The 24,602-nt window shown below is 31.5% G+C and carries 22 protein-coding genes; 13 read left to right on the forward strand and 9 right to left on the reverse strand.

The window, feature by feature from the left end:
* The first annotated feature begins 10 nt into the window (after positions 1-10).
* The 4 genes from Q0873_RS05150 to Q0873_RS05165 are packed head-to-tail and all read left to right on the forward strand — an operon-like array spanning position 11 to position 2,590.
* Complete coding sequence (locus Q0873_RS05150) at positions 11-946, forward strand: aspartate carbamoyltransferase catalytic subunit (RefSeq protein ID WP_299104830.1); 936 nt, start codon at positions 11-13, stop codon at positions 944-946.
* Positions 946-1,281, forward strand: a complete 336-nt coding sequence (locus Q0873_RS05155; protein WP_299104831.1) for a hypothetical protein — start codon at positions 946-948, stop codon at positions 1,279-1,281. Before Q0873_RS05150 ends, Q0873_RS05155 begins: the two co-directional genes overlap by 1 nt.
* A 37-nt stretch (positions 1,282-1,318) precedes the next feature.
* Complete coding sequence (locus tag Q0873_RS05160) at positions 1,319-1,642, forward strand: T9SS type A sorting domain-containing protein (protein WP_299104832.1); 324 nt, start codon at positions 1,319-1,321, stop codon at positions 1,640-1,642.
* Positions 1,643-2,590, forward strand: coding sequence for a ribonuclease Z (locus Q0873_RS05165; RefSeq protein ID WP_299104833.1), 948 nt, complete (start codon positions 1,643-1,645; stop codon positions 2,588-2,590).
* On the opposite strand, the gene Q0873_RS05170 is transcribed toward Q0873_RS05165, so the two are convergent.
* Positions 2,577-2,939 (reverse strand): CoA-binding protein, encoded by a 363-nt coding sequence (locus tag Q0873_RS05170; RefSeq protein WP_299104834.1) that lies wholly within the window; start codon positions 2,937-2,939, stop codon positions 2,577-2,579. The genes Q0873_RS05165 and Q0873_RS05170 overlap by 14 nt on opposite strands.
* 96 nt (positions 2,940-3,035) lie before the next feature.
* Here Q0873_RS05170 and Q0873_RS05175 point away from each other — a divergent pair, with 96 nt between their 5' ends.
* Together Q0873_RS05175 and Q0873_RS05180 are read left to right on the forward strand one after the other, a co-directional pair.
* On the forward strand, positions 3,036-5,483 hold the full coding sequence (locus tag Q0873_RS05175) for a TonB-dependent receptor (RefSeq protein WP_299104835.1): 2,448 nt from the start codon (positions 3,036-3,038) through the stop codon (positions 5,481-5,483).
* Positions 5,484-5,574: 91 nt separating this feature from the next.
* A complete protein-coding gene (locus Q0873_RS05180) occupies positions 5,575-7,959 on the forward strand; it encodes an outer membrane beta-barrel family protein (RefSeq protein ID WP_299104836.1) in 2,385 nt (794 codons plus the stop codon).
* Positions 7,960-8,013: 54 nt separating this feature from the next.
* Here Q0873_RS05180 and Q0873_RS05185 read toward each other — a convergent pair whose 3' ends face one another.
* A complete protein-coding gene (locus Q0873_RS05185) occupies positions 8,014-9,021 on the reverse strand; it encodes a beta-ketoacyl-ACP synthase III (protein WP_299104837.1) in 1,008 nt (335 codons plus the stop codon).
* A gap of 105 nt (positions 9,022-9,126) precedes the next feature.
* On the opposite strand from Q0873_RS05185, the gene Q0873_RS05190 reads away from it, so the two are divergent.
* The 6 genes from Q0873_RS05190 (at position 9,127) to Q0873_RS05215 (ending at position 15,469) form a co-directional block, all read left to right on the forward strand.
* Positions 9,127-10,515 carry a Gfo/Idh/MocA family oxidoreductase gene (locus Q0873_RS05190; protein ID WP_299104838.1) on the forward strand — a complete coding sequence of 463 codons (1,389 nt, stop codon included), beginning with the start codon at positions 9,127-9,129 and terminating at the stop codon, positions 10,513-10,515.
* Positions 10,516-10,617: 102 nt separating this feature from the next.
* Positions 10,618-11,940, forward strand: coding sequence for a hypothetical protein (locus Q0873_RS05195; protein ID WP_299104839.1), 1,323 nt, complete (start codon positions 10,618-10,620; stop codon positions 11,938-11,940).
* Between the two features lie 65 nt (positions 11,941-12,005).
* Positions 12,006-13,337 (forward strand): M28 family metallopeptidase, encoded by a 1,332-nt coding sequence (locus Q0873_RS05200; RefSeq protein WP_299104840.1) that lies wholly within the window; start codon positions 12,006-12,008, stop codon positions 13,335-13,337.
* A 2-nt stretch (positions 13,338-13,339) separates the two neighbouring features.
* Positions 13,340-13,918, forward strand: coding sequence for a YdeI/OmpD-associated family protein (locus Q0873_RS05205; protein WP_299104841.1), 579 nt, complete (start codon positions 13,340-13,342; stop codon positions 13,916-13,918).
* Positions 13,912-14,799 (forward strand): TIGR01777 family oxidoreductase, encoded by an 888-nt coding sequence (locus Q0873_RS05210; protein ID WP_299104842.1) that lies wholly within the window; start codon positions 13,912-13,914, stop codon positions 14,797-14,799. Before Q0873_RS05205 ends, Q0873_RS05210 begins: the two co-directional genes overlap by 7 nt.
* Positions 14,792-15,469 carry a GNAT family N-acetyltransferase gene (locus tag Q0873_RS05215; RefSeq protein WP_299104843.1) on the forward strand — a complete coding sequence of 226 codons (678 nt, stop codon included), beginning with the start codon at positions 14,792-14,794 and terminating at the stop codon, positions 15,467-15,469. The genes Q0873_RS05210 and Q0873_RS05215 overlap by 8 nt, the downstream gene beginning before the upstream one ends.
* 46 nt (positions 15,470-15,515) lie before the next feature.
* On the opposite strand, the gene Q0873_RS05220 is transcribed toward Q0873_RS05215, so the two are convergent.
* Entirely contained in the window at positions 15,516-16,136 is a 621-nt protein-coding gene (locus Q0873_RS05220) for a DUF6263 family protein (RefSeq protein ID WP_299104844.1), read from the reverse strand.
* Positions 16,137-16,459: 323 nt separating this feature from the next.
* Here Q0873_RS05220 and Q0873_RS05225 point away from each other — a divergent pair, with 323 nt between their 5' ends.
* On the forward strand, positions 16,460-18,457 hold the full coding sequence (locus Q0873_RS05225; protein WP_299104845.1) for a dehydrogenase E1 component subunit alpha/beta: 1,998 nt from the start codon (positions 16,460-16,462) through the stop codon (positions 18,455-18,457).
* Positions 18,458-18,511: 54 nt separating this feature from the next.
* On the opposite strand, the gene Q0873_RS05230 is transcribed toward Q0873_RS05225, so the two are convergent.
* From Q0873_RS05230 to Q0873_RS05255, 6 genes are all read right to left on the reverse strand, one after another.
* Positions 18,512-19,816: a dihydrolipoamide acetyltransferase family protein gene (locus tag Q0873_RS05230; RefSeq protein WP_299104846.1), complete on the reverse strand. Its 1,305-nt coding sequence runs from the start codon at positions 19,814-19,816 to the stop codon at positions 18,512-18,514.
* Positions 19,817-20,009: 193 nt separating this feature from the next.
* A complete protein-coding gene (locus Q0873_RS05235; protein ID WP_299104847.1) occupies positions 20,010-20,561 on the reverse strand; it encodes a hypothetical protein in 552 nt (183 codons plus the stop codon).
* Between the two features lie 106 nt (positions 20,562-20,667).
* Positions 20,668-21,363, reverse strand: a complete 696-nt coding sequence (locus Q0873_RS05240) for a response regulator transcription factor (protein WP_299104848.1) — start codon at positions 21,361-21,363, stop codon at positions 20,668-20,670.
* Positions 21,364-22,755 (reverse strand): HAMP domain-containing sensor histidine kinase, encoded by a 1,392-nt coding sequence (locus tag Q0873_RS05245; protein WP_299104849.1) that lies wholly within the window; start codon positions 22,753-22,755, stop codon positions 21,364-21,366.
* Between the two features lie 112 nt (positions 22,756-22,867).
* Positions 22,868-23,770, reverse strand: a complete 903-nt coding sequence (gene hemF / locus Q0873_RS05250; protein ID WP_299104850.1) for an oxygen-dependent coproporphyrinogen oxidase — start codon at positions 23,768-23,770, stop codon at positions 22,868-22,870.
* A gap of 27 nt (positions 23,771-23,797) precedes the next feature.
* The gene (locus tag Q0873_RS05255; protein ID WP_299104851.1) at positions 23,798-24,544 is read right to left on the reverse strand and encodes an EI24 domain-containing protein; all 747 of its coding nucleotides are present in this window, start codon (positions 24,542-24,544) and stop codon (positions 23,798-23,800) included.
* Positions 24,545-24,602 lie beyond the last annotated feature (58 nt).

Here is a 24,602-nt window from a genome sequence, read left to right on the forward strand (position 1 = left end):
CTATAAACCAATGAAGCAGTTAAGTGTAGAACATTTATTAGGCATAAAATACCTTAACCCAAACGATTTAGAATTAATTTTTGAAACTGCCTCTCATTTTAAAGAAGTAATTAACCGACCAATAAAAAAGGTTCCTTCTTTACGTGATATCACTATTGCCAATTTATTTTTTGAAAATAGTACACGTACTAAACTTTCTTTTGAACTTGCTGAAAAACGTTTATCTGCAGATGTGATTAATTTTTCTGCCGGACAATCTTCAGTGAAGAAAGGAGAAACGTTAATAGATACGGTAAACAATATATTATCTATGAAAGTAGATATTGTTGTGATGAGACATTCAAATGTGGGTGCTGGAGTTTTCTTATCGAAACACGTAGATGCTAGAATTGTAAATGCTGGTGATGGTACCCATGAACATCCCACACAAGCTTTACTTGATAGCTTTTCGATGAGAGAAGCTTTAAATACAAATAGCTTAAAAAGTAAAAAGATAGTAATTGTAGGTGATGTCTTACACTCACGTGTAGCCTTATCAAACATCTTTGCCTTACAATTACAAGGTGCTGAAGTAAAAGTATGTGGTCCTACTACTTTAATTCCTCGTTATATTTCTAGTTTAGGAGTAGGTGTAGAAACCAATTTAAAGAAAGCCTTAGAGTGGTGTGATGTTGCCAACGTGTTACGTGTTCAACATGAACGAATGGATATTAAATATTTTCCATCAACTCGAGAGTATACGCAACTATTCGGTATTAATAAACAAATACTTGATACCCTTGGCAAGAAAATTGTAATTATGCACCCTGGACCGATCAACCGAGGGGTTGAACTAACAAGTGATGTTGCCGATAGTGATCAATCAATCATATTAAACCAGGTTGAAAATGGAGTTGCTGTTCGTATGGCAGTTATTTATTTGTTAGCGCAGCAAATAAAACGATAATGATGAAAATAAATACTACTGAAGAATATATTTTACTTTCTGTTGATGAAAATTCATTTGAAGATTTTTATCAAAATTTTGAAACACAATATGTTAATTTTAAGGAAAATCACTTAATTATTGATTTTTCTTTGCAAAAAAATGTTGTTGAGAAAAATATTTCATTATTTTTGAGTTACGCAAGTATGCACAAAAAAAATGGCATGTCTTTTGTTCTAATATGTAAAAACATCAATATAGATGCTTTTCCTGAGGAATTTAATATTGTTCCTACATTGCAAGAAGCAGAAGATGTTATTGAAATGGAAAATATACAACGAGATTTAGGTTTTTAAAAACTTAGATTGTTTTAACCCCTTAAAAAAGCAATTTATGGTAAAAAAAATACTTTTATTAATTTTATTTATATCATTCTCTTTTATAGGTTTTTCTCAAGAAAAGTCTATTAAAGATGTAAAGGCATCGCCTAATCCGTTTTCTAATAAAACTACTTTTTATTTCCAGTCTAATAGTAATGAGCAAATCATTTTAACTGTAAAAAATGTATTAGGTAAAACGGTGTTTCATAAAACTTATAAAGTGCAAGCTGGAAAAAATGAATTACCTTTCTATAGAAATAATTTAAAATCTGGAATGTATATCTATGCAATCCAAACTAAAGAACAAGTTATTTCAAAACGCTTTGTTATTAGATAAATGAGTATACAACTTACGGTCTTAGGATGTCATTCTGCAACACCTAGGGTAAATGCTTTTCCAACTTCCCAGTATTTAGAAATAAACAATCGTCATTTTCTAATTGATTGTGGTGAAGGAACGCAAAGTAGAATGCGTAAGTATAAAGTTGGTTTTTCTAAGATTAATCATATATTCATTTCACATTTACACGGTGACCACTTCTTTGGTCTTATTGGGTTAATTTCTACATTTGGTATCTTAAACCGTGAAAAAGACCTACATATTTATGGTCCAGTAGGTATTAAAGAGGTTACAGTCTTACAATTAAAACTTTCAAAATCTTGGACCAAATTCAATATTGTTTTCCATGAGTTGAGCTCAAAAGAAAGTGAACTTATTTTTGAAGATGATAAAGTTGAAGTAAGAACCATTCCACTAGATCATAGAGTGTATACAAATGGTTTTTTATTTACTGAAAAACCAAAACCTAAAAAATTAAATATTGATAATATAAACCAATACAAAGAAATTGAAACATGCGATTATCATAATTTAAAAGCAGGGAAAGATTATCAATTAAACTCTGGAGAAATTATTCCTAATGGTGAATTAACCATAGAACCTCCAACACCTAAAAGTTTTGCTTTCTGTAGTGATACTGCTTACAAACCAAGTATCGTACCTATTATTAAAAATGTAGATCTGTTATACCATGAAGCTACTTTTTTAAAAGACAGAGAAGATCTTTGTGATAAGACGAAACATTCAACTGCCGAACAAGCTGCTCAAATAGCTGCCGATGCCAATGCAAAAAAATTAATTATTGGTCATTATTCTAGTCGTTATAAAGATATCATGGCTTTTAAAGAAGAAGCCAATACCGTTTTTAACAATGTAGAACTTGCTATTGCTGGTAATCGCTATTCTACCGAAAAAACGCCATTAAACGTTCTTAATATTGATTAGTTGCTAACAACACTAAAGTACAAGCCAACTCCGATTCGATATTCTGAGATTCCAACATTTTAATAAACTCCATATTCTCTGTACCTGGATTGAAGATAACTCTTCTTGGAGCTAATCCTACGATATAATCATAGTACTCTTTTTGTCTTTTAGGATTTAAATAGAGTGTTACTGTATCAATATTTTCAAAATGTTCTTTTTCTGTAATTATAGGAATGTTTTCTACAACCCCTTCCCTATTTCCAACAGCCAACACATCTAAACCATTTGCTATCAATCTCTTTATTGCTTTATTCGAATATCTCTCAGGCTTTAATGAAGCTCCTAAGACAAGGGTTGCATCTTTCATTTTTGTTAATAATACGTTAAACTCTGTTAAACAAGGTAACAAATATAGATTAAAGATAGTCTACTAGACATTAAAACTATTCAATAAAAAAATAAAATGAAACAAAAACTATTGTTACTCTTTTTACTTGTAAGTAGCATTTCTTTTGCTCAAATGTCAAAAAGTAATCTTCCGAAACCTGGGGTAATTTCGGGAAAAGTAATCGACCAAACCACTAAAGAACCATTACCCTATGTAAATATTATTGTCAAAGACCTTGCCAATAAAATTATAACAGGTGGAATTACTACAGATAATGGAGCTTTCACTATTAAAAATATCCCAGAAGGTAAAAGTACGGTTGAGGTACAGTTTATTGGATATAAAACTTTTAGTAAAGCAATTGATGTAACTAATAAAAATAGAAGAGTTAATTTAGGAACTATTGGTTTAGAAGAAGATAGTACTACTTTAGACGAAGTTGAAGTAAGAGCTGAAACATCTACAGTAACACAAAAAGTAGATAGAAAAGTAATCAATGTTGGAAAAGACTTAACTTCTGCTGGGGCAACTGCTTCAGAGTTATTAAACAATGTACAATCTGTTAGTGTAGATAGTCAATCAGGAAATATTAGCTTACGTGGAAATGAAAACGTACGTGTATTAGTAGATGGAAGACCAACAAATATTCCAGCGGCTCAATTATTAAAGCAAATCCCTTCTACATCGATAAAAAGCGTTGAACTAATTACGAACCCTTCAGCAAAATATAATCCTGAAGGAATGAGTGGAATTATAAACATTGTTTTAAACAAAAATGCTAATATTGGGTTTAATGGTTCTGTAAATACTGGTATTGAAGCTGGACATTACGTTCGTTACAATCTTGGTACTAACATGAACTATAAAACAGGAAAGGTTAATTTCTTTGGTAACTACGGATTTAGAACTGGAGAAAGATACAATTTTGGGTTTGTGAGAAATGAAGCAAATCTCCAAGACTTTATTTTTGTGAATGATAATGAATCTCATTTATTAAAATTTGGTGCTGATGTATATTTAAATGAAAAGAATACACTTTCTTTTTACACTACTCAAAACTGGTTTGATAGTAATGCTTCTGGACGTTCTTTAATTTTTAACAATACCAATACATTAACTAACAACGCCCCTAACACACAAGTATCTGATAGTCATAATCAAACTTATAATGTAAACTTTAAGAGAGAATTCGAAAAAGAAGGGCATAATATTGAGTTTGAAGCAACATATTCTATTAATGAGTCTCCTCAATTATTAAGAAATATGGATCTATTAAACCCTACTGATCGTACATTAAATTACTTTAATGATATCAACAACGATCGAAAAAATACTTTAATTAATGTTGATTATACAAACCCAGTTTCTAAAAAGGGTAAATTAGAGTTAGGTTTAGAATATAGATTCAATTCAACTGATAATGTAAACTTAACTGATCAACAGCGTGCCGATACTAGTACTACACCTGTTAGTTTTGTTGACCTAGGAAACTCTTCATTCACATATGATAGAGATATCTATTCTGGTTACGTTAATTATAGCCACAAATTTGGAAAAGTAACTATGCAGTTAGGAGCTAGGTTAGAGCAATACAATATTGAAGGAAATTTCAATGGATTAGAAAATGGAGTACCTACAACTAAAAAAGTAACAGATGAAATATTCACTGTATACCCATCTGCATTCTTTACATTTAACCCAACTGATAAAAATCAATTCCAATTAAGTTATAGTAAGCGTGTTGATAGACCAAGCATTCAACAAGTGAATCCTATTAGAGAATGGAGTACACCACTTATTACATCTGTAGGAGAACCAACATTGGTACCTCAGTTTACAAACTCTGTTGAGTTCAACTATACAAGAAAAGTTAAAGGAGGATCAATTACTTTAGGTAGTTTCTATAGAAATATTACTGATGTGATTAATAGAGTTACCACTATAGATCCTGATAATGTAAATCCAAGAGCACAGTTATTAACTTTTAGAAATTTTGACGATACAGATGCATACGGGTTAGAGCTTTCTGCAAACTATAGAATTGCAAAATGGTGGCGTGCAAATGCAAGTATGGATTTCTACTCTCAAAAGCAATTTGGAACAACCAATTTAACGAACCCAACTGCTAATAGAATAGAAGTTGAAAATGAAGTATTCAATGCTCGTATAAGCAACAGCTTTACTGTTAGTAAAAAACTTAGATTACAGTTATTTGCAATGTATAGAGGTAGAGTTAAAGATATTCAATGGAATGTTGATCCAATGAAAATGGTTAACATAGGAGCCAATTATAGCGTATTTAAAGGAAAAGGAAACATTAGCTTTAGAGTAAATGATATCTTCAATACCATGAGATTTCAATTCAACTCTGACAATCCATTCACACAAAACGGACGTTTTAAATGGGAAAGTAGAACTACTTTCTTAGGTTTCAACTACCGATTTGGAGGTGGAAAAAATAAAGCAAAACAACGCAGAAGAAGAGACAGTAATGAAAAGCAAGGAGGCGGAGGTTTCTTCTAAGCAACTAACTACTATATAAATAAAACCAAGGTGATTGTAACCTTGGTTTTTTTTTATACATTTAGCGACTTAAATATGAAGTCCCTTAAATATGAAAAAGTTTTTACTAACTATACTACTTGTTGGTATGGTTCTAAGTACTTACAGTCAAAAAAATCAAATCTCAGGAAAAGTAATTGATGCAAAGAGTAAAATTGCAATTCCTTATGTAAACATTACATGCAAACAAATAGATGGAACCATTGTTACTGGTACTATCACAAATGATAAAGGTCTTTTCTATTTAAAAAAACTCCCAAAAACCAAACTTACTTTAAGCTTTCAATTTATTGGCTATACAACAATCTTAAAAGAAGTTGACTTAACGAATAAAAGTTCAAAACATCATTTAGGTACTATCCAAATTCAAGAAAACCATCATCAATTGCACGAAATTGAGATAGACTCTGAATCTTCTAGCATGGTTCAAAAAATTGATAGAAAAATTTTCAATGTTGGAAAGGATTTAATTTCCACTGGAGGTACTTCCTTAGAGATGTTGGAAAACATCCCTTCCATTGATGTAAATCAATTATCAGGAAACATAAGTCTCAGAGGTAATGAAAATGTACAAATTTTAATCAATGGAAAACCTTCAAATATTGACACAGAGCAACTTTTAAAACAAATCCCTTCGAACTCTATAAAAAGCATTGAAATCATTACTAACCCTTCTGCAAAACATACTCCAGAAGGAATGAGTGGGATTATAAATTTAATTTTAAAGAAGAATACCAAAATTGGTTTTAATGGAAATGTTTCTGTTGGAATAAAACATAGTAGAAATACAAGACCTGATGTTTCTTTAAATGCCAACTATAAAATTGGAATCACTAATTTTTATACTAATTACAGTAGTAGTTCGGGAGACTATGAAACTTTTAACAATCTTAAAAGGCCTAATGATAACCTATTTCAAGACATTGATTTTCTAAATAATTCTGAAAGTCATAATTTTAAATTTGGTGTAGATATTGACGTGTCTCCTAAAAGTATACTATCTCTTTATACAAGTCAGAATTTTGATAATAATAGCTTGACCACAAATACTACTATTTTAGAAAATACTAATTTGCTATTTAACAACAAACGTTTTTCTAAATACAAACAAAAGGATGAAGCCTACAATGTTGATTATTTATATCATTTAGATGACAAAGGGCAAAATATAGAATTTGAATTGACTCATTCTTTAACTAAAAATCCTGAGGTAACCACAAATTCAGAGAGCATCAATCCTCTATCAAAAGAACATAATTACTCCAATGATATTAACGACACTAGAAAATTATGGCTATTTAATATTGATTATGTTAAACCTATAACAAAAGGAAAAATAGAATTAGGATTAGAATTTAGAAAACAAAACTTTTATAACAACATACTCACAGATCAAGAGGTACAAGTTTCTTCTCCCCCAACTGTACAGCCTATTGGAAATACAACATTAGACTATCATCGAGAAATCTATTCTGGATACATTAATTTTAATAAAACCTACGAAAAACTATCTTTTCAAATAGGATTAAGATTAGAACAGTTTAATCTAGATGCTAATTTTTCTAACACCGAACAAGGAAATTCTGATCTAAATGATCGTATTTTTAGTCTTTATCCCACGGCTTCCATTAATTATGAACTAAGCAAAAAAGATAATCTTCAACTTGCGTATAGTAGAAGAGTTGATCGCCCATCTGCATATCAAATAACCCCTATTCAGGAATGGGCTTCTCCATTAACTATTTCTAAAGGTAATATGAATTTGGTTCCTCAATTTACCAACTCTTTAGAATTAAATTATACCAAAACAATCTCCAAAGGTTATCTCTCTTTTGGGACTTTTTATCGTAGAACCAATGATAAAATTGGAAGAATTCTTCAAAGAGATACTGCAAATCCTAATTTATTAGTTTCTTCTTTTACAAACTATGATTTTTCAGATAGCTATGGTATTGAAATTTCAGGAAGCTATAAGCCACAAAAATGGTGGACGATAAGACCTTCGTTTGAAACTTACATACAAGATTCACAAGGTATTTTAAATGGAAATTTTGAAACTATTAAGAATACCCTTGTAAAAGCACGTTTAAGCAATTCTTTTAAAGCTAGTAAAAATTTAAGTTTCCAATTATCTGCTATTCATAGAGGTCAAAGTGAAAATATTCAATATATAGTACAACCGTATACTATGATTAATTTAGGAGCAAGACTAAAGGTACTTGAAGGCAAAGGTAGTATTACCTTTAGAGGAACTGATATTTTCAATAATGTTAACTTTGAGTATTCTTCTAACAATCCTTTTGCTCAAACAGGAAATTACACACTAGAGTATGATTCAGTATATCTAGGGTTTTCTTATAACTTTGGAAGTGGTAAAAACAAAAGTAAAGGTCGAAAATATAGAGATGACAATGAGTCTCAAGGAGGCATGTTCTAATAAAAAAAGCCGAAGTTTTTAACTTCGGCTTTTTTTATATATTATACTTTATAACTACCAGCGAATCACAACAGATCCCCAAGTAAATCCACTACCAAAAGCAGCTAAAACTACTAAATCTCCATCATTAATCTTTCCTTTCTCCCATGCCTCAGTTAAAGCAATAATAACAGAAGCAGCAGTAGTATTTCCATATTTCATAATGTTATTAAACACCTTATCGTCTGATAATTGGAATTTCTTCTGAATAAATTGTGCGATACGTAAATTTGCCTGATGTGGAATTAACATATCAATATCTTCTTTTTGTAATCCATTTGCTTGTAATCCTTCAACAATTGCCTCAGAAAAACGAACTACAGCATGTTTAAATACAAACTGTCCATTCATATATGGATAATATGAAGTATCATCTGGATCATTTTCTTCCATGATTGCGTCTACCCATCTTCCTGTAGAAGGACCTATTAACGCCAATTCTTTAGCATGTTTTCCTTCTGAATGTAAATGAGAAGACAAAATACCTTTTCCTTCTTCTTCACTACGAGATAAAACTGCTGCACCAGCACCGTCACCAAAAATTACAGTTACCCCTCTACCTCTAGTTGATCTCTCTAATCCACCAGAGTGATTTTCAGAACCAATAACAAGTATGTTTTTATACATTCCTGTTTTGATAAACTGATCTGCCACAGATAATGAATAAATAAATCCAGAACATTGATTACGTACATCTAATGCTCCAATAGTTGGCATATCTAATAAATCTTGAATTTGCACACCTCCACCAGGAAAGTATAATTCTGGACTTAAGGTTGCAAAAATGATAAAATCAATATCATCTTTTGTCAATCCAGCTCTTTCAATCGCTATTTTAGCAGCCTTTGCTCCCATTACCGAAGTAGTATCTTCAGTTTTAGGATCAATCCAACGACGCTCTTTAATTCCAGTTCTCTCCTGAATCCATTCATCACTTGTCTCCATAAACTGGGTAAGATCATCGTTAGTTACCACGTTTTCAGGAACGTAATAACCCAAACCTGTAATTTTTGAACTATACATATTTTTTTATGTTGATTTTTGTCGTTTAGTAAATTTTAGCCAGTAAAAATAGCAATTAATTGATACCTTTACAAGTAACTACATCTTAAGCAATTTAATGAAACTATGATGAATAGAAAAAAATTTCTTTCGCTTTCTGCAAAAGCCTCATTATTTTTAGGTTTATCTACAACAATCTCTTGTAAAGACGAAGAAAAGACCTCACAACTATTAAATAAAACCGCTAAAGGAAGTGCCTTTGCTCTAACAGCTCCAAAAATAGATACCGTTAATGTTGGAATTATTGGTTGTGGAAACAGAGGACAGGTTTTAGTACAAATGTTCGATTGGTTAGTTAAAACTAACAAAGCCAATATTGTAGCCGTATCAGATCTTCAAAAAGACAAAACTGACAAACTCAATGAGCATTTACAAAAAACCCATAGTAAGATAGCAGATGCCTATTATGGAAATCCTGATGAATGGAAAAAATTAGTTGATAGAGATGATATAGACCTTTTAATTATTGCTACACCATGGGAAATGCATACTCCAATGTCTTTGTACGGAATGGAAAAAGGAAAACATGTTGCCTGTGAGGTACCTATAGCCTATACCTTAGAAGATTGTTGGAAACTCATTGAAACTGCAGAACGCACTCAAAAGCACTGCATGATGATGGAAAACTGCTGTTTTAATAACGAGGAGTTATGGGTTTTAAACATGGTTAACCAAGGAGTTTTTGGAGATTTAACTCATGCAGAAGGTGCTTATATTCATGATTTAAGAAAACACTTATTGGATGAAAAATATTATGAAGATCAATGGCGTATCAAACATCATTTAACAAAAGACGGAAATTTTTACACTACGCACGGTTTAGGTCCTATTAGTCAATATATGGATATAGGACGTGGAGACACCTATGATCATGTAGTTTCTATGAGTTCTCGTGAAAAAAGCTTAAGTGACGCTGCAAAAAGAGTTAACATTAGTAAGTTTTCCAATGTCAAATGTGGTGATATGAATACCACCATGATCAAAACAAAACTTGGAAAAACCATAATGCTACAATTTGATGTGCACTCTGGTAGACCATATGATAGACTCAATACTGTAGTAGGTACCAAAGCTGTTCATGAAGGATATCCTTCTAAATTATATATCAATGAAGAGGAACTGGCTTGGTGGGGACACAAATGGTTAGATGAAGAACAATACAAAGCTTATAGAGAAAAATACAACCATCCGCTTTGGGCAAAATTGAAATCACAAATTTCTGACAATTCAGTTGGGCATGGAGGAATGGACTTTGTAATGATTTATCGTTTAATTAGGTGTTTAAACGAAGGTTTACCCTTAGATATTAATGTTTATGATAGTGTACTTTGGAGTGCTATTACTCCTCTATCAGAACTTTCTGTAGCTCAAAATAGTAGTTCTGTCAAAGTACCTGATTTTACTGGTGGTACATGGAAAAACAAAAACAAAACCGAGATGCTACGAGAAATATAATTCCTTATAGCACAATACTAATAATATGATAGAGCCTCTTCTTCTGAAGAGGTTTTTTACTTTAAAAAAACAATGTATCTTTAGATCAATACTAAACAAACTATGAGTAAAGACTACAATAGCTCGGTTTTTAAAGATTTATTAGACCGTTTACAGCAAGAAAGTTGGCAATTAGAATTACTTATTTCGGGTTTTGCCATATTTGGTTTATTTTCCGCTATTGGTCCAATTGAAGCCAATTTTGAAATTGCCAAACATGATACTAAACTTGCAGAGACCATTCTTTGGTATACTATTAAAGTTTCCTGTTGGATTCTGATATCCAATCTTCTTATACACGTAATTCTTCGAGGGCTATGGATTGGAGCTTTAGGACTTCGATATGTTTCGGGAGATATTGATTACGATGAGTTAAAATATGTTCCCAAATTCACAAAACATTTACAGAAAAGAATAGGTTCTTTTGATAGATATATTGGAAATCTTGAAAACTATTGTAGTATACTTTTTGCAGTTTCTTTTCTGTTTATATTTTACTTTTTAGCTTGCTTATTTACCTTATTAAGTATACTCTTTACGGTATTCTTGTTTATGGATACAGATTTAGATGGAATCTGGGAAAAAATATCTGTTTTTATCGGAATAGTGCTTATTTTGTTCATTTTAGCCGGTGCTTTTCTAACTTTTGTTGATTTTTTGAGTCAAGGTTTTTTAAAAAAGAAAAAATGGATTGCCAAACTGTATTTCCCTCTTTATAGAGTCTTTAGCATTATTACCTTGTCTTTTTTATACCGTCCGTTAGTATATAACTTTTTAGACAATCGCTTTGGAAGACGTTTAAGTTTTATACTCGTCCCTGTATATGTATTTATCTTGTTTTCTTCTACTTACTCTTATAATAAATCCAACTATTTAAAGGAAGATAGAAAGTCTTCAGAAGTATATGCAAATCCACACAACTATGAAGATCAACTTAAAAGTAAAACAGATTTTATAAATACCGCTACCATTCCTTCTAAAATCATTAAAGATTCTCATTTAAACGTATTCATTGTTTTTAACGAGCGACTAGAAGATAAAATTTTTAACTTTAATAAAGATCTTAAACCAAAAGAAGATATTAGAGGGTTAAAATCAAAAATGTTCTTTTGGAATGATTTTACACAAAATAGTGATAGCTTGGTAAATCAATATCACAAGACATTCAACGAGATGTTTTCTATATATATCGATTCGATTCAGTATCCTTCTAAATTTATCGCTACTAAAAACAAACGCAAAGATCTAGGATATGAAACCTATATTAATATTGATTCATTGGCTGAAGGAGACCATGTCTTAAAAATAACGCGTAAACGTATTCGAAAAAAAGATACTTCCAATGTTATTATCTCAAAAATTCCTTTTTGGCATTTTAAAAAATAATATTGTATTGCAATGATTTTGATTTACCACGTCTAACCAATAAGTTAACCTTAAAACTTATTCAAATGAAAACATACATAACTACACTTTTCTTAGGAATTTCCCTTTGTTTATCAGCTCAAACGGATGCTAAAATTTATGATATCATACATGCTATTTCAGCAGATAGAATAAAAGCTGATATAACCACTTTAGCCAATTTTGGTACTAGGCATACTTTAAGCGATACCATTTCTGATACCAGAGGGATCGGTGCAGCTAGAAGATGGATTAAATCTGAGTTTGATAAAATTTCAAAAGACTGCAATAATTGCTTAGATGTATTTTATCAAAAAGATTTGGTTAAAAAAGGAACTAATGATAGAATTACAAAAGATGTTTGGGTGGTTAATGTAGTTGCGGTTCAAAAAGGAAAAAAGAATCCAAATAATTATATCATCATGAGTGGTGATATTGATTCTCGAATTTCAGACCCAAACAACTTTACAGATGACGCGCCAGGAGCAAATGATAATGCTACTGGAATGGCTGGAGCAATAGAAGCTGCACGTGTATTAAGTAAATATTCTTTTGACAATAGTATTATTTATGTGGGGCTTTCTGGTGAAGAGCAAGGGTTATTTGGAGGAAAAGGATTGGCTGCCCATGCTAAAGAAAAAGGCTGGAATATTTTAGGAGTGATGAACAATGATATGATTGGAAACATCAAAGGTGTTGATGGAGTTATAGACAATCGTACTTTTAGAATTTTTTCTGAACCTACCCCTCCTACTGAAACTGAACGTCAACGAAGAGCAAGACGTTTTTATGGTGGCGAAGTAGACGGTATTTCTCGTCAATTAGCGCGATATATTTATAAAACTACTAAAACTTATATGCCTGAAATGAATCCGAAAATGGTATATCGCTTAGATAGATTCGGAAGAGGTGGTCATCACCGTCCATTTAACGATGCTGGGTTTCCTGGAATACGTATTATGGAAGCTCATGAAAACTACACGCAACAACATCAAGATATAAGATCAGAAAACGGAATAGAATACGGAGATAAACTTAAGTTTGTTAATTTTGATTATGCCAAAAAGCTAACTGCTGTAAATGCTATAAATTTAGCAAGTGTAGCAACGGCCCCAACTTCACCTAATAATGTTGCTATTGGAGGAATTGTAGAACCTTCTGTTAAACTTAAATGGGACAAAGTTGATGGAGCAAAAGGATATAAAATTTATTGGAGAGACACTACTTCTCCTACTTGGGATCATAGCAGGTATGTTGGAGACCTTTCAGAGTTTACCTTAGAAGGAATTGTTATAGATAATTATTTCTTTGGTGTATCGGCTGTTGGTGAAAATGGATATGAAAGTATTGTTGCCTTTCCTTCCAAAATAATTAGATAAACATGAGTAAAAACAGGCCTCAGCTATATTTTAAAACTGATATTGAGTGGAGAGCATGGTTACTTGAAAACCATGATAAAAGTACTGGTGTTAATTTAATTTTATATAAAGTAGAATCAAATACTCCAAGCATGCGATGGGAAGAAGCTGTGAAAGTTGCTTTGTGCTTTGGTTGGATTGACTCTACCGTAAAAAGCTTAGGTGATGGAAAACGTCAACAATATTTTTGTCCGAGAAAACCTAAAAGAGTTTGGAGTGCTTTAAATAAAAGATATATTGATGAATTGTTATCTGAAAAGTTAATACATCAATCAGGCTTAAAATCAATTGAAACAGCAAAAGAGAACGGTTCTTGGTCTTCTTTAGACAATGTGGAAAATCTTATTATCCCTAAAGACTTACAAATTGAGTTTGACAAGAATCCTGTTGCTTATTCAAATTATCAAAATTTTGCACGATCTTATCGAAAAGGATATTTATATTGGCTTTTTAGTGCCAAAAGAGAAGCTACACGATTAAAGAGAATTACTGAAATAATTCAGCTTTGTGAAGCCAACCAAAAACAAAAAGGAACATGGTAAAAGTTTTAATCACTGGAGGAACCGGGTTAATAGGAAAACAACTTCAGGATCTTTTAAGAGCCAATAAATGCGAAGTTTCTATACTTACTCGCTCTCCTCAAAATAAAAATGAATTTCATTGGAACATTTCCGAAAACTATATTGATGTTAAAGCTTTTGAAGGAGTAACGCATATTATTCATTTAGCAGGAGCAGGAATTGCCGACAAACGATGGACTACCAAAAGAAAAAAAGAGCTTATAAATAGTAGAGTTCAATCTGCCAACTTACTATTTCAAAAAGTACAAGAATTACAAATTCCATTAAAAGGGTTTATTTCCGCATCCGGAATTGGGTATTACGGTGCTAAGACTTCAGACAAAATTTTTACAGAAGAAGATCGTCCAGAAAATGATTTTATTTCTAACATTTGCGTCCAATGGGAAAATGCTGCTTTACAATTTCAAAAAATTGATGTTCCTGTTACTATTCTCCGTACTGGGGTAGTTTTAACCAAAACAGGTGGAGCACTGACTAAAATGAATACTCCCCTCTTTTTATCTGCCTTAGGTAATGGACAACAATACGTTCCTTGGATTCATATCAAAGATCTGTGTAATTTATATCTTGAAACTGTACATAATACAAACTTTAAAGGGATATTCAATGCTGTAGCACCCCAGCACCAAACTAATGAAAGCTTTACAAATACATTGGGCAAAACCATTCAAAAAGCAGTATTTCCAATCAATGCTCCTTCTTTTGTTTTAAAAACTGCCTTAGGAGAAATGGCTTATATACTATTAAAAGGAAGTAGAGTTTCTGCTGATAAAACATCTAAATTGTATAATTATATTTTTGCAGATTTAACAGCAGCCTTAAACAATCTCTACAATGAATAACAAGCTCGTTAACCCTGTTTGGTCTTCGTTAGAAGAGACCCATAAAAAGTTTTCTATTCAATACGATGAAGTTACTTTTTATCAGCCTACTATTTGTCCATTTGGTGCATTCACCAATACCAAGAAAACTGAACATGCTTTAAATGAATATTCAAAACTAACAGATTCATTTTTTCTAGTTTCAGAAAGTAAAACTCCTACATATGATACTTCAAAAATCATATTAGATAAAAAAATCGAAGGAGTTCAAATGGTTTTAGAGAATATACAAGAAGTTACTATAACAGAAGAAATTGTTCCTTTAACTGAAAAAAATGTGGATGAAATCTATAACCTGATTTGGTTAGTAATGCCAGGGTACTATAAAAAAAGAACGTTTGATATGGGAAAATACTTTGGAATTTTTAAAAATGAACAATTAGTAGCCATAGCAGGCCAACGTATGCAAACAAATGATTTTATAGAAGTAAGTGGTGTGGTTACACATCCTGATTTTACTAAAAGAGGATTTGCTAAACAACTAACCCAACATGTTACAAAAGATATTATAGAAGACGGAAAACATCCTATTTTACACACCACTAAAGGAAATCCAGCTATTAAACTTTATGAAAAACTAGGATACCAACTCACAAGAGATATGAATTGGTGGTACTTCACCAAAAAATAAAAGCTCAGAATTTCTTCTGAGCTTTTTTATATTTCCGTTTTACGAATTATATTTTGGTGGTAGTCATAGTCAATACCTGCTTCATCTTTTGCCCCATTATATCCATGTTCATGTCAATAGTTAAGTTTGAAACATTTCCAGTTTTTCTCTCTATGTAGGCAGTTCCTGTTAATGTTCCCGCACCAACTTCAGAAATAGTTCCTGATATACCAATAGTTACTTTATCATTATCAATAGCAGTAATTTTGTACTCATAGTTCATTTTTACTCCCTCACCAGTTGTTTTAGATTCTTTCCAAGCTGTACCTACTTCAACCGCTTCTTTTGGATACATAATACCGTTTGAATTCTCCTTAAAAGCATCAGCGCTTGCAGTACCTGAAATTACCTTTGTTTCTTTAACCTCTCCCAATTTATCATAAGTAAACCCCATTACCGATTCTAAAAGAGGCTTCATCTTTACATGTGCTCCTTTTGCAAATGGGTTCATATCCTCTTCTTTTACATTTGAATCATACTTTATCGTCTTCCCTTGGGCCATCATATCAATTGTAGCATGTGTAAACTTCATCTCAGTACTATAATAATCATTTTCAAATCCTGTAACCTTCATACTCATATCCATATTGATATCTAAATCCATCATTCCAATCATGTTCTGCTTCATGTTCATTTTTACTAAATAAACATCTCCTTACTCATAGTTCAAACGAAGTAAAGCTTTTTCTTGTGCTATTCCCACAGCAGAAATGGCCAACAATAAAAATAGTACTATTTTTTTCATGTTTTTTTTTTTTAATTAGCTGGCAATATACACAAATATCCCTCCCTCTCATGGAAGCAACTAGTTACATATAGATAATTTATTTGGCTATTTTTTAACACTCCCTTAAAAAAAGAGTGTTAAAATTGAAAAATTATCAAATAAACTTTGATTCTATATTTTTTTTAGTCACATTTGATATTCCTTAAAAACCTTAGAATTCAAAAATGAACAACTTACAATCAGCTATACAATTCAATAAAAACAAACTCAGTAATACAACACTTCTTGATCTCTACAAAAAGATGTTATTACCAAGGATGATTGAAGAAAAAATGTTAATTCTTCTTCGACAAGGTAAAATATCTAAATGGTTTAGTGGTATTGGACAAGAAGCTATTTCTGTTGGAGTTACTTCTGTTTTATCAAAAGAGGAATACATTCTACCGATGCATAGAAACTTAGGAGTTTTTACCTCAAGGGAAATTCCATTACATCGTCTTTTTTCTCAATGGCAAGGAAAAGCCAATGGTTTTACAAAAGGAAGAGATCGAAGTTTTCACTTTGGTACTCAAGACTACAAAGTAATAGGAATGATTTCTCATTTAGGACCTCAATTAGGAATTGCTGATGGAATTGCCTTAGCTAACAAATTAAAAGAGAACAATCAAGTTTGTGCCGTTTTTACAGGAGATGGTGGTACTAGTGAGGGTGATTTTCATGAAGCTTTAAATGTTGCTTCTGTATGGAGTTTACCTGTATTATTTTGTATTGAAAATAATGGATACGGTCTTTCTACTCCTACTTCTGAACAGTACAATTGTGAACATTTAGCTGATAGAGGAAAAGGATATGGTATGGAGTCTCACATTATTGATGGGAATAATATCTTAGAAGTTTATACTAAAGTATCAGAACTAGCAGAAAGTGTTAGACAAAATCCAAGACCCGTTTTAATTGAATTCAAAACTTTTAGAATGCGTGGTCATGAAGAAGCAAGTGGTACAAAATATGTTCCACAAGAGTTAATGGATTATTGGGCTGTAAAAGATCCTCTAAACAATTTTAGAGACTTTTTAATTTCTGAAAATATCTTAACCAATGAAGAAGATGAAAACTTTAGAAATGAATTTAAAAACTTGATTCAAGATAATCTGAACATTGCTTTTGAAGAACCAACCATTACTTCAACAATTACAAAGGAATTGTCCGATGTATATAAAGCTTATGAACCTATTAATATACCGGCAAATCAAGAAACTAAAAACATTCGCTTAATAGATGCTATTTCAGACGGTTTAAGACAAGCAATGGAAAAAGATGACTCTATTGTTGTTATGGGTCAAGATGTTGCTGAATATGGTGGTGTATTTAAAATTACAGAAGGTTTTGTAGAAGCATTTGGAAAAGAGCGTGTTCGTAATACTCCTATTTGCGAATCTGCCATTGTTTCTGCAGCTTATGGTTTATCTTTAAACGGTATGAAAGCTGTTATGGAAATGCAATTTGGAGATTTTGTTTCTACAGGGTTTAATCCAATTGTGAACTTGTTAGCAAAATCACATTACCGTTGGGGACAAAAAGCTGATGTAGTAGTAAGAATGCCTTGTGGTGCAGGAGTTGGCGCTGGACCTTTTCACTCACAAACCAATGAAGCTTGGTTTACCAAGACTCCCGGACTTAAAGTAATATATCCAGCATTTCCTTATGATGCTAAAGGTTTATTAACCGCTGCCATAAATGATCCTAATCCTGTACTGTTTTTTGAGCATAAAGCGTTGTATAGAAGTACTTATCAAGATGTACCTACCGATTATTATACTTTACCAATAGGAAAGGCTTCTCTTTTAAAAGAGGGTAATGATGTTACTATTATTGGATTCGGAGCTGCTGTTCATTGGGCTTTAGATACCTTAAAAGAACATCAAGATATTTCAGCAGATTTGATTGATCTAAGATCTTTACATCCTTTAGATACAGATGCAATATATCAATCAGTAAAGAAAACCGGAAAAGTGATTATTGTACAAGAAGATTCTTTATTTGGAAGTGTATCTAGTGATATTTCTTCCCTAATTATGGAAAATTGTTTTGAGTATTTAGACGCTCCTGTAAAAAGAGTAGCGAGTCTTGAAACTCCTATTCCTTTTGCTGGAAACCTAGAGAAAGAATACTTACCTAAAGAACGATTTAAAGAGGAGTTATTAAATTTAATAGCTTACTAAAAATAAAAAAGCTCACTTTGTAAAGTGAGCTTTTTTATTTGATATATCTTCAGTTTAAAAATCTTGATTTACATCCCAAGATTCTAAAATTTCTTTAAACGTTTTAATAAACATACCTCCAAGAGCTCCGTTTACTACTCTGTGATCATAAGAATGAGATACAAACATTTTGCTTCTAATTCCAATGAAATCACCTTCAGGAGTTTCAATAACAGATGGCATTTTTCTAATAGCTCCCAAAGCTAAAATTGCTACTTGAGGTTGGTTGATAATTGGAGTTCCCATTACAGATCCAAAACTACCAACGTTGGTAACTGTGTAAGTACCACCTTGAATTTCATCTGGCTTTAATTGATTTGCTCTTGCTCTATTTGCTAAATCATTTACCTTCTTAGTCATTCCAACCAAGTTTAACTGATCTGCATTTTTAATTACTGGTACAATTAAGTTTCCATCAGGTAAAGCTGCTGCCATTCCTAAATTGATATTTCCTCTCTTGATAATCTTGTCACCATCTACAGAAATATTAATCAATGGGAATTTCTTAATAGTTTGGGCTACTGCTTGCATTAAGATTGGAGTAAAAGTTAACTTCTCTCCTTCTCTTTTTAAATAAGCATCTTTTACCTTATTTCTCCACTTAACAATATTAGTTACATCAATTTCTATGAATGATTGTACATGCGCAGATGTTTGTACAGAATCTACCATGTGCTTAGAAATCAATTTACCCATACGAGTCATTTCTATAATTTCATCTTCTCCACTCATAGTGATAGGAGTTGAAACTTTAGCTGGAGCTTGTTTTACAGGAGCCGCTACAACAGGTTTTACTGCTGGTTTCGGTTGACTTCCTCTATTTTCTATATAAGTTAAAATATCATTCTTAGTAACTCTTCCATCCTTTCCAGTTCCTGAAATAGTTTCTAATTCTGATAATGAAATACCTTCTGTTTGTGCTATACTTTTTACTAAAGGAGAATAAAAACGATCACTTGAAGAAGTATCTATTGTAGTAGCTACCATTTCTTTAGCATCTTCTACTGTTTTTTCAATTTGAGCTACTTCTTTTGGTGCTTCTTGTTTTGGGGCTGCTACAGTTTCTACTACTGCTCCCCCTTCCGTTTCTATAATTGCAATTGTTTCTCCAACTTGAACAACTGTGTCTTTATCAAATAAAATCTCAACTAGGGTTCCTTCTACTTCACTAGGTACTTCGCTATCAACCTTATCAGTTGCTACTTCTACTACCGTGTCGTCAATATCAATAGTGTCACCTACTTCTTTAACCCATGAAGTAATTGTTGCTTCTGCAACACTTTCACCCATTTTAGGCAATTTTAATTCAAATCTAGCCATTGTTTGTTTTTTTATTTGATTGCGAAAATACTAAAATTACCCCAATTTTTCCAATTTTTATTATTGAATTATTAAAATGAATTGGCTTATATTTTGAATTATACATAAAAAGTGAAGCCAAAAATCAACTTTTACATTATTATTCGTTGATTTTCAGCTTATAAATTGCGTTTTTAACAATTATTTGATTTTACTAGTTTTCAGAATTCCTTTTTACTTTTTCTAAATTTCTTATTGCTCGTGTTAACTCTTCTTTAGCTCTATCTACTCTTATTTGAGCGTTAGACACTGATTTAGAAGCATTTCCAAATATATGTTTTCTGTGTGATGAGATATAATTTTTTAGTTCATCACCTAAATGTTTGATCTTTTTACTAAAGCTATATGACACTTCGTCTTTTTCCAAAACCATTTTTAAAGTGCTATTGGTTAACTTACAATAAAACACTGTTTCTCCCTGCTTTATTTTTTTCCATACATAGGTACTTCCACTTCTTTTTACAGTAACATCATCTAAAGCATCTTCCAAGATTTCTAAAACACCTTCTTTTTTTGAAGATTCATGTTTCGATAAAAATTTATACGTATCATTTGAATTAGATACACTCGTTGAATTACTAATTGTAGTGGTTACGTCAGTATGCGTATTATTAGGAGGAGTTGGAGTTTCTGGTACTTGTGCGTTTAACAACGTTGGTATAAGGCACACTGCTACTTTAAATAGAATAAATTGAATTGCTTTCATAATGCTATGGTTTTAAATTTTAATACTTCAAAACTATAGGTCATATCTACTGAAAACAAAAGAATCATTCCTGTTAACCCTTCATTAACTCAACTTTAAAAACCTATTAACCTATCTTAAATTCCAAACCTATTCCTCGAGAACTTTTAATAGATATTTCAGCATCTTTTTTAAAATACTTTCTTAGGCGACTGATAAATACATCCATACTTCTCCCAGAAAAATAATCATCGTTTCCCCAGACCTTTTTCAAAATCTCCTCTCTTTTTAATAGTTGATTTTTATGATTAAAAAGAAACAATATCAATTCTCCTTCTTTTTCCGTAAGCTGTTTTTCCAATTCATCATTAAACTTTAGCTCTAATCTACGAGGGTTAAAGGTATATTGTCCAATCCTTACAAGATTCTCCTCTAGTCTTTCACTAAGAAAAGTATTGGCTCTTTTTAAAATGTTTCGCAATCTTAAAACCAACTCATCTGCTTCAAATGGTTTTACAATATAATCATCGGCTCCAAGTTTCAACCCCTTTATCTTATCCTCTTTCATTTTACGTGCTGTTAAAAACACAAATGGAATTTCGGGTTTTATATCTACTATATTCTCAGCCAGGGAAAACCCATCCATTTTAGGCATCATTACGTCCAATACACATATATGAAAATCTATTTTTTCAAACAATTCTAGTGCTTCTACTCCATCTTTTGCCCAGGTTACCTTATATCCAGAAATTTCTAAATATTGTTTTAAAATATTTCCAAAATCTGGATCATCCTCTGCTAATAAAATATGATTGACATTCATTTATATCTTTGGTATTTTAACTTTAAATATAGCACCTTTGTTTTCTCTACTTTCTATAGTAATATCTCCTTCGTGTGCTTTTATTACTTGATTGCTATAATATAATCCTAAGCCTAATCCTTTTACATTATGTACTTCTTTAGTAGGTACTCTATAAAATTTGTCAAATAGATATGCCTGTTGATTTTTTGATATTCCAATACCATTATCTTTAATGCTTATTTCAATATGGGTCGTAGTATTATATAGGCTAACATGTACCTCAGTTGCTCCATACTTCACCGCATTTTCCAACATGTTTAGCAAAGCTGTTGTTACATAAAATTTGTCGACAAAAACTTCTATATCATCCTTTAAAAAGCTTCTTTTTACAATAATATCCTTTTCTTCAATGGAAAGACAAAAATCATTTAGAAGCGCTTGCATAAACTCATTTAAGAATACGCTCTCTTTTTGCAAAGTAATTTCTTTGTAGCCTAAACTATTATCCAATACTTGATCGATTAATTTTTGCAGTCTTATATTTTGTCGTTCAACCGTATGTATTGTATTATCTAGTAATTCTCGGTGGCTTTTTACTTCATCCTTTTTCAACATTTTTGTAGCAAGTGATAATGTTGCTAAAGGCGTTTTTAACTCATGGGTTATGTTATTGATAAAGTCGGTTTTTATATCTGATATTCTCTTTTGAGTAATTAAATTTTTGACGGAATAATACAGCAGGCCGAAAACAAATAAAAAGACAATAAAAGAGAGTACTAATAGGCCTTTCATCTGATTAAATACAATCGTATTCCATTGGTCAATATTGATATAATCTTGAGTTTCAAAATACAACTGATAAAAACTACGTTTTACTTTGCCTCCAATTTTTTTAGTAAAAGAACGTTCTGTATGCCAAACAGAATTACTTATTTGCAAGTCTCTCTGTTCTTTAAAATCAGATCCCAATAATTTAAATACGGGTTTGTTTTCCCCTTTAAATATCGTATCTATTTGTATACTGTCAATAAGAATAATATTGGTTACTTTTTTATGGAATTGTAATCCATAGCCAAGTTTTTTTGTTTTAAGTTCCTTCTCATACTCTTTTATAAAATCATCATTTAAAGAATCTGTAATTGTTCTTAATCGTGTTAAGACTTTTTTTTTGGAAATCGTTTTAAGACTATACTTATCAAGTGTTTTTATAAAAGTTCTCTGCCATGCTTCATTTATTGAATCAATTTCTGGTGTATAATCATCAATTCTAGAAACTTCTTGATTTGCCTTATTTACAAACGACTCCTTTTTTAACATATAGGTGTTCTTTATTAAATAACCTTGAACAACAGACAATGCTAAAAGCCCCAATATAGAGGCAATGATTAACAAGTTATTTTTTTGAGTCATAATACTTCAAAAATAAGAGAAGTTTTAAATAGATAGCCTTAAGTCTTCTTCATTAACATTGTATTAACCTAAAATAAAAAAGGTAAGATTTCTACATCTTACCTCTATATTTTTAAACCCAACTTTTAGGTTTTGCTAACACTTCTAATAGCTTTTCTTCCTCACTTCCTTGTGCTGGGTGGTGATTGTATTTCCATTGCACTGTTGGAGGTAAACTCATTAATATACTTTCAATTCGTCCATTAGTTTTTAATCCAAATAATGTTCCTCTATCATGCACTAAATTAAACTCCACATAACGCCCTCTACGTACTTCTTGCCAATCTTTATGCGCTTGGGTATAATCTATTTCTTTTCTTCTCTCAACAATTGGTACATAGGAGTTTAAAAAGCTATTTCCTACTTCTGTTACAAAATCATATCTATTTTGCATAGTAAACTCTTCCGTTTCTTTTAAGTAGTCAAAAAACAATCCTCCTAAACCACGTGCTTCATTTCTATGTGCATTCCAGAAATAAGAATCACAAGTTTCTTTAAATTTTGGATAAAAATCAGCATGATGCTTGTCACAAGCTTCTTTACAAACTGTATGAAAATGAACAGCATCTTCTTCAAATAAATAGTAAGGAGTTAAATCTTGACCCCCACCAAACCATTGGGTAACAATATTCCCATCTTGATCATACATTTCAAAATAACGCCAATTAGCATGCACTGTAGGAACAAAAGGGTTTTTAGGATGAATTACCAAACTTAATCCACAAGCAAAAAAATCTCCACTCTCTACTCCAAATTGCTTTCTTAAAACTTCTGGCAATTCTCCATGCACTGCAGAAATATTTACACCTCCTTTTTCAAAAATGTTTCCATTTTCAATAACACGTGTTCTTCCGCCTCCACCTTCAGCTCTTTCCCATAAATCCTCTTGAAACTTGGCTTTTCCATCTACAACTTCTAATTTAGAAGTAATGGTATCTTGCAAGTTTTGTATATAGCTATAAAATTGTTCTTTCATCTAATCTCAATTGAATTGCAAAAGTAACTATTCTTCTATTTTATTTTGCTGAATCTTTTTAATAGTTTCAGTAGTTGCTGCAGTTACCGAAAGTGGTAAGACTAATATTACTCCTAATACGGGAATTAATAAGAACAACATAAAAACCATTCCGTTACCAATAGCTAGTCCTTTGTTTCTTTTAACAAAAAGAATACTCTCTTTATATTTAAAATGTCTTTCTAAGGTATAGTCCATATTACCAAAACCAGCATAATATGCTTGCGTTAAGAATAGTAAAATGGTGGATAGTATTCCTATGACCGGGATAAGTCCTAAAAGTAAAATAAGAACGGTTAAGAATAGTTCTCTAATTAGGTTTCTAACATTAATACGAATACCTCTTATTAATTGTTCTTGAAAGGTTGTTTCTCTGTGTTTATGATCTTCTCCTCTATAATAATCTTCTATCTTTTCTGACACAGGACTCATAAATGGAGCAGATAATGCCATTACAATATGTTTGTACAGCACCAATCCGACGGCTAATATTAACAAAGCACTAATGAATGTGCTTATTACTTCAAATGTTTCTTTTCCAAATTCCCATTTCCAAAAATTAGCGATATAATGCCCAATATTATCGGACAGTCCGTATGCTGAAATACCAATAACAATAGCGGTAACTACACTAATTAAAATAGGAATGGTAAAGTATTTCCATAGCTTTAATTTGGATATTAATTGTAATGCACCAACATAAGCTTTCACACCTTGAATTATATTCTTAATCATATTATTTTCTTTTTAAACATAAAAAAACCTCTTTCTAGTTAGAAAGAGGTAATTTAAA

It is taken from the genome of uncultured Tenacibaculum sp., from assembly GCF_947498805.1.
GTDB lineage: Bacteria > Bacteroidota > Bacteroidia > Flavobacteriales > Flavobacteriaceae > Polaribacter.

Bases quoted from the DNA above. Each gene is read 5' to 3' on its own strand.
- Q0873_RS05150 (WP_299104830.1), top strand. From the start codon at position 11: ATGAAGCAGTTAAGTGTAGAACATTTATTAGGCATAAAATACCTTAAC.
- Q0873_RS05155 (WP_299104831.1), top strand. From the start codon at position 946: ATGATGAAAATAAATACTACTGAAGAATATATTTTACTTTCTGTTGAT.
- Q0873_RS05160 (WP_299104832.1), top strand. From the start codon at position 1,319: ATGGTAAAAAAAATACTTTTATTAATTTTATTTATATCATTCTCTTTT.
- Q0873_RS05165 (WP_299104833.1), top strand. From the start codon at position 1,643: ATGAGTATACAACTTACGGTCTTAGGATGTCATTCTGCAACACCTAGG.
- Q0873_RS05170 (WP_299104834.1), bottom strand. From the start codon at position 2,939: ATGAAAGATGCAACCCTTGTCTTAGGAGCTTCATTAAAGCCTGAGAGA.
- Q0873_RS05175 (WP_299104835.1), top strand. From the start codon at position 3,036: ATGAAACAAAAACTATTGTTACTCTTTTTACTTGTAAGTAGCATTTCT.
- Q0873_RS05180 (WP_299104836.1), top strand. From the start codon at position 5,575: ATGAAAAAGTTTTTACTAACTATACTACTTGTTGGTATGGTTCTAAGT.
- Q0873_RS05185 (WP_299104837.1), bottom strand. From the start codon at position 9,021: ATGTATAGTTCAAAAATTACAGGTTTGGGTTATTACGTTCCTGAAAAC.
- Q0873_RS05190 (WP_299104838.1), top strand. From the start codon at position 9,127: ATGATGAATAGAAAAAAATTTCTTTCGCTTTCTGCAAAAGCCTCATTA.
- Q0873_RS05195 (WP_299104839.1), top strand. From the start codon at position 10,618: ATGAGTAAAGACTACAATAGCTCGGTTTTTAAAGATTTATTAGACCGT.
- Q0873_RS05200 (WP_299104840.1), top strand. From the start codon at position 12,006: ATGAAAACATACATAACTACACTTTTCTTAGGAATTTCCCTTTGTTTA.
- Q0873_RS05205 (WP_299104841.1), top strand. From the start codon at position 13,340: ATGAGTAAAAACAGGCCTCAGCTATATTTTAAAACTGATATTGAGTGG.
- Q0873_RS05210 (WP_299104842.1), top strand. From the start codon at position 13,912: ATGGTAAAAGTTTTAATCACTGGAGGAACCGGGTTAATAGGAAAACAA.
- Q0873_RS05215 (WP_299104843.1), top strand. From the start codon at position 14,792: ATGAATAACAAGCTCGTTAACCCTGTTTGGTCTTCGTTAGAAGAGACC.
- Q0873_RS05220 (WP_299104844.1), bottom strand. From the start codon at position 16,136: ATGAAGCAGAACATGATTGGAATGATGGATTTAGATATCAATATGGAT.
- Q0873_RS05225 (WP_299104845.1), top strand. From the start codon at position 16,460: ATGAACAACTTACAATCAGCTATACAATTCAATAAAAACAAACTCAGT.
- Q0873_RS05230 (WP_299104846.1), bottom strand. From the start codon at position 19,816: ATGGCTAGATTTGAATTAAAATTGCCTAAAATGGGTGAAAGTGTTGCA.
- Q0873_RS05235 (WP_299104847.1), bottom strand. From the start codon at position 20,561: ATGAAAGCAATTCAATTTATTCTATTTAAAGTAGCAGTGTGCCTTATA.
- Q0873_RS05240 (WP_299104848.1), bottom strand. From the start codon at position 21,363: ATGAATGTCAATCATATTTTATTAGCAGAGGATGATCCAGATTTTGGA.
- Q0873_RS05245 (WP_299104849.1), bottom strand. From the start codon at position 22,755: ATGACTCAAAAAAATAACTTGTTAATCATTGCCTCTATATTGGGGCTT.
- hemF (WP_299104850.1), bottom strand. From the start codon at position 23,770: ATGAAAGAACAATTTTATAGCTATATACAAAACTTGCAAGATACCATT.
- Q0873_RS05255 (WP_299104851.1), bottom strand. From the start codon at position 24,544: ATGATTAAGAATATAATTCAAGGTGTGAAAGCTTATGTTGGTGCATTA.